This window comes from Thalassobacillus devorans, from assembly GCF_900176565.1.
GTDB lineage: Bacteria > Bacillota > Bacilli > Bacillales > Halobacillaceae > Thalassobacillus > Thalassobacillus devorans_A.
The window spans coordinates 461,247-476,769 of sequence record NZ_FXEH01000006.1 but is presented as its reverse complement, the minus strand read 5'-3'; the positions used below and the strand labels follow the sequence as shown (position 1 = coordinate 476,769).

The 15,523-nt window shown below is 37.5% G+C and carries 13 protein-coding genes; 3 read left to right on the top strand and 10 right to left on the bottom strand.

The features are described from left to right. Positions 1-207: 207 nt before the first annotated feature. Entirely contained in the window at positions 208-711 is a 504-nt protein-coding gene (locus tag B9Y67_RS13225; protein WP_085507161.1) for a sigma-70 family RNA polymerase sigma factor, read from the top strand. Positions 712-772: 61 nt separating this feature from the next. Here the strand turns inward: B9Y67_RS13225 and B9Y67_RS20730 are convergent, their stop codons facing one another. The 3 genes from B9Y67_RS20730 to B9Y67_RS13210 all read right to left on the bottom strand — a co-directional run bounded on the left by B9Y67_RS20730 (position 773) and on the right by B9Y67_RS13210 (position 3,548). Then, positions 773-1,570, bottom strand: a complete 798-nt coding sequence (locus B9Y67_RS20730; RefSeq protein ID WP_369668762.1) for a restriction endonuclease — start codon at positions 1,568-1,570, stop codon at positions 773-775. Between the two features lie 213 nt (positions 1,571-1,783). After that, positions 1,784-2,947: a PDDEXK family nuclease gene (locus B9Y67_RS13215; protein WP_085507160.1), complete on the bottom strand. Its 1,164-nt coding sequence runs from the start codon at positions 2,945-2,947 to the stop codon at positions 1,784-1,786. Positions 2,948-3,095: 148 nt separating this feature from the next. Continuing rightward, entirely contained in the window at positions 3,096-3,548 is a 453-nt protein-coding gene (locus B9Y67_RS13210; protein ID WP_085507159.1) for a very short patch repair endonuclease, read from the bottom strand. 282 nt (positions 3,549-3,830) lie between these two features. On the opposite strand from B9Y67_RS13210, the gene dcm reads away from it, so the two are divergent. Together dcm and B9Y67_RS13200 are read left to right on the top strand one after the other, a co-directional pair. Then, positions 3,831-5,093 (top strand): DNA (cytosine-5-)-methyltransferase, encoded by a 1,263-nt coding sequence (gene dcm, locus B9Y67_RS13205; protein WP_085507158.1) that lies wholly within the window; start codon positions 3,831-3,833, stop codon positions 5,091-5,093. Positions 5,094-5,168: 75 nt separating this feature from the next. Then, complete coding sequence (locus tag B9Y67_RS13200; protein WP_085507157.1) at positions 5,169-6,569, top strand: Sau3AI family type II restriction endonuclease; 1,401 nt, start codon at positions 5,169-5,171, stop codon at positions 6,567-6,569. A 185-nt stretch (positions 6,570-6,754) separates the two neighbouring features. Here the strand turns inward: B9Y67_RS13200 and B9Y67_RS13195 are convergent, their stop codons facing one another. The 7 genes from B9Y67_RS13195 to B9Y67_RS13165 all read right to left on the bottom strand — a co-directional run bounded on the left by B9Y67_RS13195 (position 6,755) and on the right by B9Y67_RS13165 (position 15,435). Next, positions 6,755-10,033 (bottom strand): DEAD/DEAH box helicase, encoded by a 3,279-nt coding sequence (locus B9Y67_RS13195; protein WP_085507156.1) that lies wholly within the window; start codon positions 10,031-10,033, stop codon positions 6,755-6,757. Next, positions 10,030-11,808 carry a phospholipase D family protein gene (locus B9Y67_RS13190; protein ID WP_254901801.1) on the bottom strand — a complete coding sequence of 593 codons (1,779 nt, stop codon included), beginning with the start codon at positions 11,806-11,808 and terminating at the stop codon, positions 10,030-10,032. Before B9Y67_RS13190 ends, B9Y67_RS13195 begins: the two co-directional genes overlap by 4 nt. Further along, the gene (locus tag B9Y67_RS13185; RefSeq protein ID WP_085507155.1) at positions 11,798-13,000 is read right to left on the bottom strand and encodes a DUF6361 family protein; all 1,203 of its coding nucleotides are present in this window, start codon (positions 12,998-13,000) and stop codon (positions 11,798-11,800) included. Before B9Y67_RS13185 ends, B9Y67_RS13190 begins: the two co-directional genes overlap by 11 nt. Positions 13,001-13,719: 719 nt before the next feature. Continuing rightward, positions 13,720-14,127, bottom strand: coding sequence for a hypothetical protein (locus B9Y67_RS13180; protein ID WP_085507154.1), 408 nt, complete (start codon positions 14,125-14,127; stop codon positions 13,720-13,722). Positions 14,128-14,129: 2 nt separating this feature from the next. Beyond that, positions 14,130-14,723 (bottom strand): TIR domain-containing protein, encoded by a 594-nt coding sequence (locus tag B9Y67_RS13175; RefSeq protein WP_085507153.1) that lies wholly within the window; start codon positions 14,721-14,723, stop codon positions 14,130-14,132. Between the two features lie 104 nt (positions 14,724-14,827). Then, positions 14,828-15,007: a hypothetical protein gene (locus B9Y67_RS13170; protein WP_085507152.1), complete on the bottom strand. Its 180-nt coding sequence runs from the start codon at positions 15,005-15,007 to the stop codon at positions 14,828-14,830. A gap of 29 nt (positions 15,008-15,036) precedes the next feature. Then, positions 15,037-15,435, bottom strand: a complete 399-nt coding sequence (locus B9Y67_RS13165; RefSeq protein ID WP_085507151.1) for a hypothetical protein — start codon at positions 15,433-15,435, stop codon at positions 15,037-15,039. Positions 15,436-15,523 lie beyond the last annotated feature (88 nt).

The window sequence follows — 15,523 nt, the reverse complement described above, 5'->3', positions numbered from 1 at the left end:
AAAATACCGTGGGTCAGTGACACGAATCAAAATCAAACACTCCAATATACCCACTAATCCGTCCTGACGTCTGTGCCATTAGTCACTTATCCATAAATAAATTGTTGTAATATGTCAATAATTTGTATTTTATGTAATTTTCATTCCCGCCGACTAAATACCCATATATAATCAAAAAGCTGGCAATTGAAAGAAAGCGCTTTCGGAATGGAAACTTACATGACAACAGACTTTACAAGCTACCTCCCCAAATGCGAGAAAATAATCTACAAATTCATTAACCAATTCCCTTTTCTTGATCGAGAAGAGTTGTACCAGGAAGGACTCATTGTATTATATGAAACCTTGCAAATACACGACCCTGACCGCTCCACCTTTTGTACGCACTTCTATCATAGAATCAACTATCGCTTCATTGATCTTCACCGTATCGAAAAGACCCATGCAAAAACTCTGGAAAGCTTAAGCACCACGCCGATACCGTACCACCCGTCCAAACATTTAGATCCGTTTCTCCTGGAAGAGATACTAGAGGTTCTCAACGAAAAACAACGCAAATGGTTCGAGCATCATCATTTGGCAGATTTAACATACGCTCAAATTGCTCAATTAGAAAATACCACCATCAACGCTGTGAAGAACTGGGGCAGGGAAGCGAGGAAAAAGCTCCAGCCATTCTTAGAGGCTTATCGGAATGACGATATACATTAAGCCATAATAGGAAAAGGTGAAACCCCGGTGCAGCATAAGGGGATTTCACCTTTTATTATGTTCAGACAGTTTGTTTTCTTGGGGAGCCAACAGTTTTCTGATGATCAAAGCAATAGATCTCTCCATTGAATTTCTTATTGGTTAAGCAATGATTTTTCACTTTATCAGATACGTATTTATCGCATACCACGCATTTCGCATCTATTACCACTGATGATCGCATCGCCTGTTTCTGTTGCTCTTTTTTAGCAGTTTCCGCCATGGCCACTTCCTGTGGCGCCATGGAAGTACTACTCTCGGAGTTGATCGCAATTATCAAATCTATCAATGCTTCTCTATTAACTAGTTTGACTTGGTTGGATTTAGCCAGATCCTTCGCTGGGTTCGTAAAATCGCTGTTCGTAACCACCCAGGCCTCGTCAGCCTTGTAATAATTCTTGGAAGCATGAATCTCTTGGACCGCTTTTATACCAACGTTCTTTTTGTACCGCTTAGCCTGTACAACGGTTTTCGTATTGTCCTTCTTCAGTATTAAATCAGCTCCATAGTCGCCGCTGCTTTTTGTTACCTCTGTTTTATATCCATGATTTTTAAATAACACAGCCAGGTACTCTTCAAATTGTAGCCCATCCATTTTATCTATCGTTTCAATCCCTGACCGTTTCAGCTTCTCTCTTTCCCTCATTTTACGGAATAGGAGGAAGACAATGATTCCTGCTACTGTCATCACTACACTGATCAGCATAATGAAAAATGACCCTGTCATTAAATACATCGATAATGCTAAAAGTACCATCGCACTTTGCATGATAGATTCCAATTCTCTTTGTTGCTTTTTGGTTCGCCGCTTTCCAGCCATTATGTATCCACCTATCTATAATATCTTCCAATTCTATCGGCTTTTTACATCCATTTATTAACAATTAAGAGAGACGGACTACATCTAATGCCCGTCTCTTTCTTGAGTTTATGTACTATCATTAACACTAATAATCATTGATGTTAGCATTTTATTTTACTTTCAAAATTTGTATTGCATAATTATCTTTGTATGATGATCCATCCTTACCATCTATTTCATTTTTAATTCCCCAAAAACAATATCCTTAATTTCACTATCATATCGGTAGGTCACAAGTCTAATATTATTCCATTCTTCTGAAAAACGGTCGTCACGTAGTTTTGTAGTATATATCCTCTTCCCTTTTTCTCTCACATAATCTATAACGTTTTCAGGAAAATTATGAGCAACAATAAACGCGTCAATCATGGAATAATCACCGAACGTATATTCGTTATTCACCCAATCTATATATTTCATCAATTGGTTCACATCAGAAATATTAGCTGAGTCTTTCTTCAATTCACAAACCAAGTACTTGGATAACGTAGGACGGTAATTTTTGATGTATTTATACCCAAATATATCTATCTTATCCATCCAACTTATAGGTTTAAATGGTGAAGCAATTACTTGTCGTGATATATAATCCCACTGGCCGAATATCCTAGCAACATTTTCTTCGGCAGTATTGAGTTTATGCATCAACGCTAATTCTAGAGTGACCTCTCTCCTGAACTTGATGGCATTCCCTTTTATTGAATTTTCCATTACTCGCTGAATGTCAAATTGATAATCACCCGAAGAAGTTTTTTCTTTGATAAAATGATGGTAAGAGTCAATGTTATCTTTATAAATTTTCTGTGTCGGACTACCATCTAGATGTTCTTCATTTTTCTTCAAAATTATATCTTTTAATGCTTGGTTTTCTTCATCGTCTACCTTAACAAAAGATAATTGTTGAAAAGCTCTGAGCATCTTGAACGCTGATGGATTCGATTGAAGTGCAGCATCCATGTCTATCCCATCTTTGAAAAAATATGGTGCTGGGGCAAATGTACAAACCCATCTTGACTCGCTTTCTCCTTTAGTCCAATTACCATCAGGCGTCAATTTTTCATTCTTTATCGAATGAAATCCAATTTGGTAAGGTTCATTAGCTTCCGGAAAATTAAGGTGGATGCAGCTCCCGTTAACATCGACTAATTCACCAATCCCATAGATCTTTCTTTTATGAAAGAAATAAATGTTATCTCCAGCCTGCATACCTGCAAAATCCGCCATTGTTTGTTCGTTAGTAGTCGACCATAGATTGTTATCAGGAGTTTTGATTTTTGTGGAATAAATACCATAGCATACTACTTCTCGAAGAGATTCCAGACTATTCAGCGTCATTATATATCCTGCGATAAATTTTACCTCCCTTCATGAACCAAAGTCTGTTCGTCATGGTAGTAATTTGTGTGATTTTTTATATTTTCCACATTCATTTTACCATAAATTCACATATTCCACACCGGACCTTTAACTGATTTGATGATAGTTAACAATCCGATTCATGATTCTTTTTCTCACTTTGGGCTTTAGCTTGGTCAATAAATTCTGCAATATGATTGATTGTATCGTCGAACTTCTTTTTCTTAAGATCATGCTCCCAAACCCTTAGAATTTTCCACCCTTGATTCCTATAATATAGTGTATCTTCCTCATCCCTTTTTTTGTTTCTCGCAAATTTGTCCTTCCAGAATTCCGTGTTACTCTTCGGAATATTTCCATGGGTAGGACATGCGTGCCAAAAACAAGAGTCTATAAAAATGACTACCTTGTACTTTTGAATAACAATATCAGGAGTACCCCGCAGTTTTCTAACATTCTTACGGAATCTATACCCTCTCGCCCACAATGCTCTAGTAACCCTATCTTCCAGCTTGGATCGTGCACGAATCTTACTCATTGTCTTTTTACGCTGTTCTTTGGTCATTATATCTGCAGTCATAATTCACCCCTCCTTTAATGGGCTTTCTTATATAAATAACCTTATAGAGGCTCTTTCTAACATTTGTTTATTCTTTTTTCATGCCCTTTATAAGTAACGAACTGATTACTGTCGAATTTTGCTGGATTGTATGGCGAATATCTATCATTATTGTTAAAATAAACTATTAAGTCATTAAATCCGAGTCTAGTTATTTATTGAACATGAGATAAACAAAGATCTTGATCTTTTTGTCTTATTACGTTATAATGATAGAAAGAAAGGCGAAAGGATGTTCGCATAATGAAAAAGGAAAACACAATACAAGTCATTGAATTATTTGCTGGTGTGGGTGGTTTTCGTGTAGGGCTTGAAAATGCCAATAAAGACCTTTTTAAAGTTACATGGGCCAACCAGTGGGAACCGTCAAAAAAAGCCCAAGAAGCATTTGAATGCTATACGAGAAATTTCACAGAAGGTCAACATGTCAATGAAGATATTGCCGATGTACCTGATGAAGTATTTGAACAAGTTGAGCCTGATCTCATAGTCGGGGGCTTCCCTTGCCAAGATTATTCTGTAGCTCGCTCTCTTAATGGAGAAAAAGGTATCCAAGGAAAGAAAGGCGTACTTTTTTGGCAAATTGAAAGAGTAATAGAAAAGACCCACCCTAAGTTCGTCCTATTAGAAAATGTGGATCGCTTACTCAAGTCTCCTTCTTCGCAACGAGGCAGGGATTTCGCTGTAATGTTAGCTACATTCAGAAATTTGAATTATACAGTAGAATGGCGCGTCATCAACGCAGCTGAGTATGGATTTGCCCAAAGAAGAAGAAGGGTGTTCATCTTCGCATACAAAAATGGTATTGCATTCGATCAGAGGCAGAAAAAATTGGATGCAAAGGATATTGTATTCAAGGAAGGTTTTTTTGCAAAACCATTTCCTGTTTCAGAAGAACCGTTCAAAAATAGAGAAGCTTCCGATTACATTCCTGTTGACCGTGTGGAAATTTCTGATAACTTCTCTTTCAACTTCCATAATGCCGGTGTCATGCGAGAAGGTAAAATCTATACCGCTCATGTGCAACCCGACTTAATTGACCCTACTCCATTAAAGGATATATTGTTAGACGACGAACTAGTAGATGATAAATTCTATCTGACAAAAGAAGCTGAAGAGAAGTTCGAATATTTGAGAGGCCCCAAAAAAATAGAACGCACATCTGCTGATGGCCATAAATACTTCTTTTCAGAAGGTGGCATGTCCCCTGTCGACGATTTGGACAAGCCGGGTAGAACGATGCTTACAAGTGAAGGTACTGTTAACCGGAGTACTCATATTGTTGAAGTGAATGGAAGAAAAAGATTCCTTACTCCAATCGAATGCGAGCGTCTTAATGGCTTTGAGGATGATTGGACTGCTGGCATGAGAGATCGGATGAGGTATTTCTGTATGGGGAATGCCCTTGTTGTAGGTTTGATAGAAATAATGGGCAAAAGAATAGAAGAAATCGACTCTGTTGAAAACGACAGTGAAGAAGTTGTACAAATCGGATTCTCTTTATAAGCTGGTACTTATCGTATCAGCTTTTTCTTTTGTGCTAAAATAAAAGTGACAACTTTTGGAAGGAGGTCGCTTAAGTTGTATCAAACAGAAAAAGAATTACTAGATAAAGCGAAGAAAGCTGAAGGTAAAACTTTCGGGGAAATTGACAGAGGTAAGAGAATTCAGAATGGAAAAGCGAAAGGGCAGCTGGGCCAAATAATTGAAGAAAGTTATTTTGGTTATGAAATCAATTCAAATAGTGAAGCTGATTTTTCTGATTTAGGAATTGAGTTGAAAGTGACACCTGTCAAAAAAAATAAGAATGGTACATTATCTGCAAAGGAACGACTCGTATTGAACATCATCAATTACCACAATGAAGCTCTTGTCAGTTTTGAATCATCCAGCTTTTGGCGTAAAAATGAAAAAACCTTGATACTTTTCTATCACTGGATTCCCAAACTTGCACGGGCGGATTATAAAGTAATAAAGGCATACTTACATACCTTTTCTGAAGAAGACCTTGAAATAATCAAGCAAGATTGGGAAGTTATAGTCGGAAAAATACGGAACGGACAAGCCCACGAGCTGTCAGAAGCAGATACGAACTACTTAGCTGCGAGTACAAAAGGTGCAAATAAAAAGTCTTTGAGGACACAACCATATAACGATATACCAGCAATGCAAAGGGCTTATTCTCTTAAACAGAGTTATATGACAGCTCTTGTCCGAAAAGAAATAACACAAGAAGACCTCGTACGCTTTTCTACCACAGATGAACTCAAAAATAAGTCACTGTTTCAGTTATTGGCAGATAGATTTTCTCCATATAAAGATTTGACACTCGAAGTAATATCTAAGAAAACAGGATTAAAAATCAATTACAAATCTAAAAGCTTCTTACAAGAATTCATAAGCGGATTATTAGGTATAAAGGGGACAAAGTTAAGCCAAATCGAGGAGTTCGAAAAAGCGAATATCGACGTTAAAACTATACGTCTTGAACCACATGGTGCACCGGAGGAACATATGTCTTTCAAAAATGTCGATTTTACGGGGTGGGCTAAAGAAGATTGGGATGACAGTTGGCTTAAAAACCATTTTGAAGAAACTAAGTTCTTGTTCGTCATATTCCACTATAAAGAAAGAAAGAAAGACAACCCTGAGAGAAAACTGTATTTCAGTGGAATCACGCTCTGGAATATGCCCAAGAATAGAATCGAATGTGAACTTAAAGATTTTTGGATGGATGTAAAAACCCTTATCAATAGAGGTATAGAGTTAGAAGCTGTGCAACAGAAAAATCGTGTGATTGTTAAAAACAACCTTCCCAAACCAGGGTATAATGGAATTTGTCATATTCGGCCAAAAGCTAGAGATGGTAAAGACAAAACCGCTTTACCTGACGGGCGACTTATCACTAAACAAGCTTTTTGGTTAGACCGTACATATATAGCTAACATAATCAATAAAACCATGTATGGAATAAAGAAATAACTTAGGAAGAGTAATACGAGAAAATTTATAAGAGAATTATTTAATAGAAGAACTATGGAAAGTGCCTGACGATACCCCATTAAGGTTCAGGCACTTCAATTAAGGCAAATTCTACTATTATAATCTACCAGCAAATCCAAATATTTAATCGATATATATTCAAATCTCCCATGGTAATCTTCTCCTTAACTTCCCATTAAATTGTTCTTCTCTTTATAATAAGGACTTAAATTCATGAATAAATCTTGCAACTGCTCAGCTTCTACCTCATGCTCAAACAAATACTCCAGCAATTCTTCCTGACGGGCTTGCCCCAAACTTAACCTATAAAGCTGCATAATTTTCATCAGCCGCTCATATTTTACTCCGTCTTTACTTAGTGGATAGATCGGTACAATACGCTCAATCTTTATGTCTTGATTTTCTGGGAGCGACCAAAACGGCACAAGCTCTGGAGTCTGTTCATCTCGTTCTTGCTGGTTAGCTGTGTGGAACATCTCTTGCCATATATCTGATTGGAAATCAATATTCCCATACTTGTTAGCGATATTTTGACGAATGGCAAAGCACTTATAACGGTTGATACGTCCCTCTCGCTGTTCAAGATCGACCGGGTTGGATGGCAGATTCCAATGCGTGATCTTCCTACAATAATAATGAAAATCCAATCCTTCTTGTCCGACAGAGGTGGTAGTCAGGACGAATGGTCGGAATGGTGAGTTGAATGCTAATCGGACATTCTTCTTTCTTTTATGGGCCGTTTCTTCGTTTCTTTTATCGGCAAAACCTACTGCATAGTTAGTGCGAATCTTCATAGCCTGATTGGTACCGCTATGCCCCTGTGCTCTTCGTTTGAAACTTTCATAGGTATCCACGTTATAGGTCGCAGTATGAGTATCCAAAGCTGCTATCATCAATTTGACTAGACCCTTATAACGCTTATGACGGTCTACATAGCTCAGACCGGCTTCCTCTATCAACATATGAGCGTACTCGTCCATCATCGCCTGGATATTTCCATCGATATTATACTTAAGGAGGTTTTGCCAGTGCACGGTTCGGCTTTTCTTCTTCCCGTACTCTAATTCAACAACTGCAATCGCTTCCTGTGTGTTCATTCTATCAATTAGCGTCTTAGCTAGACGAACGGCATAAGGAAGAGATTCCCCTTCTATATCATCAAGCATTCGTAATGCACAAACAGCAGGTGATCCTAGTACCATATTAACCAAAACTTCTACTAAATTTTCCGGCTGCTTCCCGAGTTCAGGCAACTCTTTACTTAGAAAAATAGAGCGTAGTATTTCCAAGTGTTTAACTAGTGCCGCTTTATCATCCGAGGGATTTTCTTTTTCCTCCATCACAGGCAGAAGATGATCCCCTTCAAACCAACTTGCCACCGCTTCCTCTTCTAAATCAAATAACAATGGAGCCATAAAGTACCAACGTTCATCTTCACGACTTTCATTGACGTTTTCCGAAACTGGCAGTTGATCAAGCAAACGCTGGATATTTTCAGCTATTTCTTGTTTAATACCACCTAGCGTTAACTTCCTGTTCAATACATCGACAGGATCAAACAGGTTAGCCAACGTCACAGAAGGATACAGAAGCGTCAAATGGTTCATGTTTGCCGGATTACCGTTTTTCATTGCGAAAGATAAACGCGGCTGAGGAAAACGACGTTCGCTAAAATATTTACGATTCTTTTGCTTCTTCTTTTTCTTCGTCTTATTAATCAGTTCACCTACGGTTCTACGTTCTGCTTCATAAGAAATTGTGGTAGAAACTGCGCGTGGCACCATTTCCCACGCGGAGAAAATAAGCATCTTCGAAAAGCGATGTTGCCCAGCATAACTACCGCCAAATTCGTAATATGGTAATGACGGCGGAATCCACAATAGACGCTCTGCATTTTTTGGCAAGGCCAACGCTTTCAGTTTTGCCATTCTGGCATTTGTATCAGGGAGCTGACGATAATTATTGATTGTCCCTTTTTTGATCCACAAATGGGCTCTATCGACCATCGGAATATTATCCGGATACTTTTTTACATACTGCGTAATCTTTTGTTTCAATTTATAATGTTCCATGAACGACATCAGATAAGGCGTCGACTTCACATAGTCGACAGGTACTTTATCACTCAACCCTGTATCCTCCAGCAACCGATCCAGGTGAACATAAGACAATACATCTTCTTTCGTTATTTCTAACGGGATAACATCAGCATCAATCAGTTCACTCGAACCTTCAACTGTCATACGTTCTGTCCTGGCAATTCCTTGGTATAGACTATCTTCGGCTGCTTGCTTCTTCGCCTGTATCACAGCTGCATCCGCGTTAGTGAATAAGCGTAAGGACGTCGAGAAATCTTCCCAAACCTTTTCAAAATAATATTGCTGTTCCCGATGATGTTCAAACAAAAACCCAGTTACCTGCAGGAACTCTTTATAATGCTCATCCTCACCTGCTTCTGCGATCTCTTCCATGGTGGAATAGAGTTTGTAAGGTGTTGCAGAAAGCAACAGGATTTTCACTCTTTCTTCATCGGTAGATCTCGGACTGTTGAAAAACTTTCGCGCGAGTAAAGCGGTTTCACTTTCACTCTCCGCATTTACAAGTTCCGGAAAACGCTGAAATTCATCCATGATGACAAGATCAGGGTCCATAATATCGACGCTGATCTCAGCCATCATCCTACGAAGCTTGTAAATCACAATATTTGCGCCTTCCAAACGTTCCCCAGGTACACCTTCCTGTTTAATTCGCTCACAGATTTCATGAATTTCATCGATAATTAACCAGTCTTTTTCTAGAAATTCTTCGATACGTTGATGCATGTTTCGAATGTACTCTCCACCGCTTGCTGCATTGCAATTCTCCACACGGCCTTCATACTCAATTTTGGCCCCCTGCCATCCCTTTGTCGCTGTATCCATTAGGAGAATATCGAGTTCTTCCAAATAATCCTCCAACAAACTATACCTCTTCAACACAGCAAAAATAAGCGCTCTCTCTGCTGCACTCCCGCAGCCAGCCGTCATAGTGAACGATGTCGAAGGAGTAAGCGGAGTCAGCTGGATATAACGGTCTTTTAAAGATTGGTCGTAATTATTCTCAAAGATTTTCAAGTGCTGCATCGACAATCTAGTATCCGAAGAATCTTCCAGCTTGACCCGTTCGTCAATCTGTAGTTTCTGAAGGTTTTGTCTGGCAATACTCTGGTTAGAACAAACATAAACAACTTTAAATAGCGGATCTTCTAAGACCTCCTGGTGGTATCTGGCTATCTTGGCCATCACTCCTCGAGCGATCATCGTTTTGCCAAGTCCCACTTCATCCGCTACAAGTACTCGAGTGAAATCATTCGTCAATAGATGATGGACTCTCTCGACGGTCGCTTTTTGGAAATCTTTCAATCCATCTAGTATTTCATCTTCTCTTTGTCTTAAATCAATCATTTTTTCACCATCTTTGTTGCTTCATTAAACGTCTCATATAAACGGTAAAACTCTTCCGGAATGATAGCATTATCATCTATCAGTTCGATGATATGATGGATGTCTTCCAGTTTTTCCGGTGACCTAGCTGCTGCTTTTAACATGTTCTCATATAAAACAGGATAATTGCCCGCTTGCATATCCCAATCGACAGCAACCAGACTCTTCTGTTCCATCTGTTCTAAGGCAGCTAGTAGAAAATCATCTGCTAACAAAAAAGCGACATATTGTAAGAAAGCATATGGATTATTGATAATAGATCGAAAGATTTCCTGCTGGCGCTCTTCCGGTAATCCTTTTGTCGGTATCTTGATAATCCGTTCCACTGTCTCGCCATCTTTCTCTGCCTTCACAATATAAAACTCTCCTAACTCAAGCATCTTTAGGTCCTCGATCTTGATTTCTTCTTGCATCGTCTCTCTCTTCTTACTTAACAATGGGCCTATGGAGAAATCATACCCCTCAGGAATCGATGCAAATGATAGGTGAACAGCATAGTAGTCCTCTTCCGTTTTTTGAACTCTTGCACTAGATTCCACACGGCATATCTGTTTAATTGCTTTTTGAAGCTTATCCGTTAAATCTTCTTCCGTTTCTTCTTCCTCCGGTATTTCTTCTATCTTTTCGAATGGGTTGTCCGCTTCGTCTTCCCCGAATAGGTCATCCAGTAAATGCATCAATCGGAATCCATACTTTTTATATTGCAGCTTTAGTAAAAATTCCACATTCCCTTCGAATGCGTTCGTTGAACTGTTAGCAGAGCCGATATAAATGTGGTGTTGATTATATTTAGACCTGGCGTACAATTTGGCATGAATGTCCTGAAGCTGTGCCAGTTCAACCTGCTCCTCCTCTTCGCTGACAGCTCCTTCTCCCTCTATAATGATGTCTTTCAATACATATACTTCAAAATTATTGATGATTTCTTCTGTCAGCTTATGAAGCTCGGTCCTTCTTGTAATCAACACTCTTCTAGCGTCTGACAAGGCATATTCATCTAACTCACTGATGATCGCTTCACTTAAAAAAGGGGACATAATAATTAATTGATGATAAGTTTCAAATAAACCAGTATCTTCCCAGTCATGTCCTTCTACCCCCATTGGATAAAAATCAAAATCCGAGTAATGTTTTTCACCTGTATCAAAATGAATGAACGGAAGGTCTACCATCATTTTTTCGATACATTGTTTCTTTTCTTCACTGGTCGCTTGTGGCGCTAGAAATTTAAGGAAATCAATCAATGGTTGGTTCTTATCGATTGTTTCGTCATACATTTCCCCTTCGAGAGCTAATGCCAGATCCCAGCTCCTGTCGAATGTCAGATTGCGCGTCAACACAAGCAATCGGTACAAAATATACCCTTCGCTATTTTCATACTTGATCAACCAAATTTTAGGGTGAAATGATTTATCGTTTTCAAGTGCCACTTCAAAAACACTATCTTCCATTAAAGCAAATAAGGAATTTCCATGTTGCGGCACTTTTATTTGTCCAGCTTCGCAAAAAATAGCCATCTGATCAGAGCTTTTCCGCAGTCCCTCTAACATATAAATAGGGTCATCCTGGAATGTCTGATCCATTTCTTCAGAAAGACTGAGTGCTAATGGCACTCCTACCAATGCCTCCAAGTCCAAAGAGTAAGTCGTTCCCACTGCAAAAGAAACCTCATATCCAGCCGGTGGTTTCAACAAGTCACTGTAGTTCAAACGGTCCTTATCTGGTTTAAGCATCATGACTTCCCTCCAGTGCAGCGAATATATCTTCGATGAGTATCTTGGCATTTGGAAAGCGATATTGAAGCTTTTCCGATCCTAGCCAAATCCCCTCTTCGTATGCATAATATTTCGTATTATAAAGCTTGGCGCGTTCCTTCGATTTCAGTTCAATTTCTCGTTTAATGAGCAAATTATCAATTTCTTGTTCAACACCCTTTAATACTGCTTTTTGCCATTCACTAATAAATCTCCGAAGCAATGGGTTATTGATTTTCAGTCGATACAGCACCTCCTGAAATTGAAAATGACCAAATTCATTTTTTACAAAATCACTCTCTTTCCAGGCATCCCACTTCCTTATCGCTTCTTCGTTCTCATATTTAGAAAGAATAACGTTGTAGCGTATGTTGGCCCCTGAAATGAACATGCTGAACTTTTTAGCTAATATGTAATCTTCACGCAACCCGTCAGGGAGTAAAAATTGTTCACCGATAGCATCAAAGCTTTCAACCTTCAATACATCCTCTGGATCCTGTTGAAGCAAAAATGCTAACAAACTATCTTTTGATTTCGGTGATTTAATCATTCTTTCTTTAAAAAATGATGCCTCAGGTTCAGACAAATTCATAGTAAGGTTTTCCTTCCAGTTTGTCATAGGAAGAATACATTGCCAGAACGTGCTCGTATACTCAGAGCCCGCCGCTTCAAGATCATCGCTATATTCATTCCCCAAAGACAACGCCGACTCTTTCCGTCGCTGCATTGCTACAAACGCTTTCGCATAATTTTCTAGAGACAGATGTTCCTGCTTGAATATCTCAAAGGTCTTCAGTCCATTCCAATAGATGCTCGAAGGCTTCCGTTTTAACTTCTTCCTAGCCCGTGCGCCGATAACACCTCTTTTATCCTGTTCTGCCAAAATATCAATCAAGTCAATCTCCCTTGAACTAAGCTTTTCAAGAAACTCACTAGGTGAGGAATGTTTTTCTTTTTCTAATTCCATCATCAAATAGGGAACAATGAAAAAATACTTCGCCCGAGTTTGGATGGTTGACGTACCTGGAAAGAAAAGATCCCCAAACCCATCTCGGATTAATCCAGTTCCAAGCTCATCAACAGCTCCCTTGTCAGAAAGCAAATCAAGTACAGCCATCACTTTGTTTTTATGTTCATTGGAATAATCAATCCAGCCTAATTTTAAGGGGTTCACATTAAGTGCTCCTTTTCTTAGAAAATCTCTTGTTATGTTCAATTGTAATTTATTAGCTGAACAGTTAAAAGAAAGAAGGTGTTAACCTAAGGTGAATGGTTTCCTTCTTTTCTTTGTATAATGTTATATGTGAATTAGATAGACTATCAATTTAGATTACAAAACCCCGTAGATTTTTTACTAATCTACGGGGTTTTGTAATCTCAGTTAATCTAGAACGTAATGACCAAATCAATTATATAGATATTTCGAACAAAAGTCGGGCTCTTCAAGAAAAGTGTGTAGGTTCTCTCGTCGTACGAATGATACGGCATAAAGCACTCCATTATAGTTTTATATGATTAATTAAATAAATAAACAAAAACAAATAACATATATGATGTAATTTTTATTAATGATAACTGATACTTTTTTAACATAATGATAACTATGTTGACTACCATAGTTTTTTCATGTATGACTTACGAAGCAAATAAAAAGGGATCATATAAACGCTACTGGTCGAACAGATACTCCAGAAGGAACACGATTTTGAGTCGTGCTTTCAATTTTATAAGTTTAATTATCGTTAAGAAACCGTGGTTTGACCGTATATTCAAACGTCAATGTGGTTTTCTTTTCGTCACTATTCATACGATTAACTAGCAAGATTCATAATAATAGTATTCTCTAATCATTGCAAGATATTTAGACGTTTTAAAATCACTTCTCAAAATAGTTTATAATATTGGCAATATCCAAGCTGATAAAATAATTACCAATATTATCGGTAGATAAAAAAGCCATAACGTTCTAGATATACATACTCTAAACCATTTATCTACATTTTTAATATATGGTTTTGTACTCATTGAGAAATCAATCTTATCTTTGTTATTAATTCTTACATCATCATATAACTCTCTAAACAATCTTTCTTGTCGTAAGTAAAAGGCATCTAACAACCAAAATGTTATCGTTGGAATTAGTGCAATAACAATAAAGTTAGAATCCATATCCTTTACATTCGCAAAAGCTAAAACACCAACTATTAAAGTTACCGTCCACCCTTTTAACAAAAATGAATTCGTAGCCATTCTTGTAATTGCTTGTTGAATGAATTCTAAGTGTTTAAGCTTTTCCTCCAAAATTATGCACTCCTCTCATAAGGTTCTTCACCCTTAATCCATTGAGATAAATCTATATATTTATTAGGATTATCTTGTATCCATATTCTTGTCTCTTGTGACTCTTTAGCTTTACCATGAACACCATAAAGATATAAACCTAAATACTCTTGCCCCTCAAATACTTCTGAATAACTTGTGCTTTGAGTAATAGGTATAACTGCAATTCTACCATTTTTTGAATCAAAATATCCTACTTCCCATGGAACCCACTTTGAATCTGGGGAAGACTCAGAGTGTGCAACTAACATAGTTTTGCAGTTATTCATCCTGCTTCTTAATCTATTTGCCGTATGCTTACTTACTTTTGTTCGGTCTAATTCGGGGTCATCTATCCAATCAACATATACGCTTAAAGAATATATATTTTCAATGAAAAGTTTTAATCCATGAATAACTTCTGCGTCACGAAAACTATGTGAAATAAAAATATCATATGTCTTGTTAATGTCAAATGTTGCAGAAGCAGATTTAAGTATTTGACTACTATTTTCAAAAAGTCCTTGATTATTTTTTGCTAAGGCTTTTAACTCACTTTCATTAAATTTCATTGCCATATTTGTTTACCTCCTAAATGTATAGATTAAACTGAATATAGAAAACCACCTATATAAAAACTAATAATACACATTTTTTATTCTTCATATTCATTAACCTCAAATTATTGAACATTTGCCTTAATAAGTACTAAGTTATCGGTAACTTCAAGAACTGGGCTATCTCCGATATCTTCAAAATAATTTTTAATTGAATTTCTAGCACGCATTAGTGAAGTTTCTTCTATTATATGTCTTATTTCTCCGTTAACTAAATTGAACGTTACTTCATATTGTTTTTTCATGCTTTTTCCCCTAAAGTTTACAAAAGGGTTTACTTTTCACCTTCTATATTGAGACTACGCTTAATTTCTTCCCACTCTTGTGTTACTTGCGGGTTAATTTTAAGGAACACTTTAGAATCTTGCTTTACACCCGAATATGCCTTTGCAGATTCATACTTAACAAAGCAATCCAGTAACTTTGCAGATAACTTTTCGTCATTTTCACTTGTGCTTTGGCTATGGAACAAAAAAATGTCATATAAGCAATTATAGATAGATTTATTTTTTGAATGTAAAACCTCAAGCCTTAAATATGCTGATATTAAAGTACTAGCGAAAAGTGTTTGGGCAAGTATCGAGATTAGTTCCAATTCAGTATTCCGAAAGAGAATTGCCAATAAAAATAATAATAGAAATGTCCCTAATATTACCCTTTCCCTTTTAGCCATTTCATGAGTAACTCTTTCGGCAAACAATGAATTTTCAAAGATGTTAGCCCCTAGCTTCAATAATGAAGGGTCTAGTTGTGACTGCTAA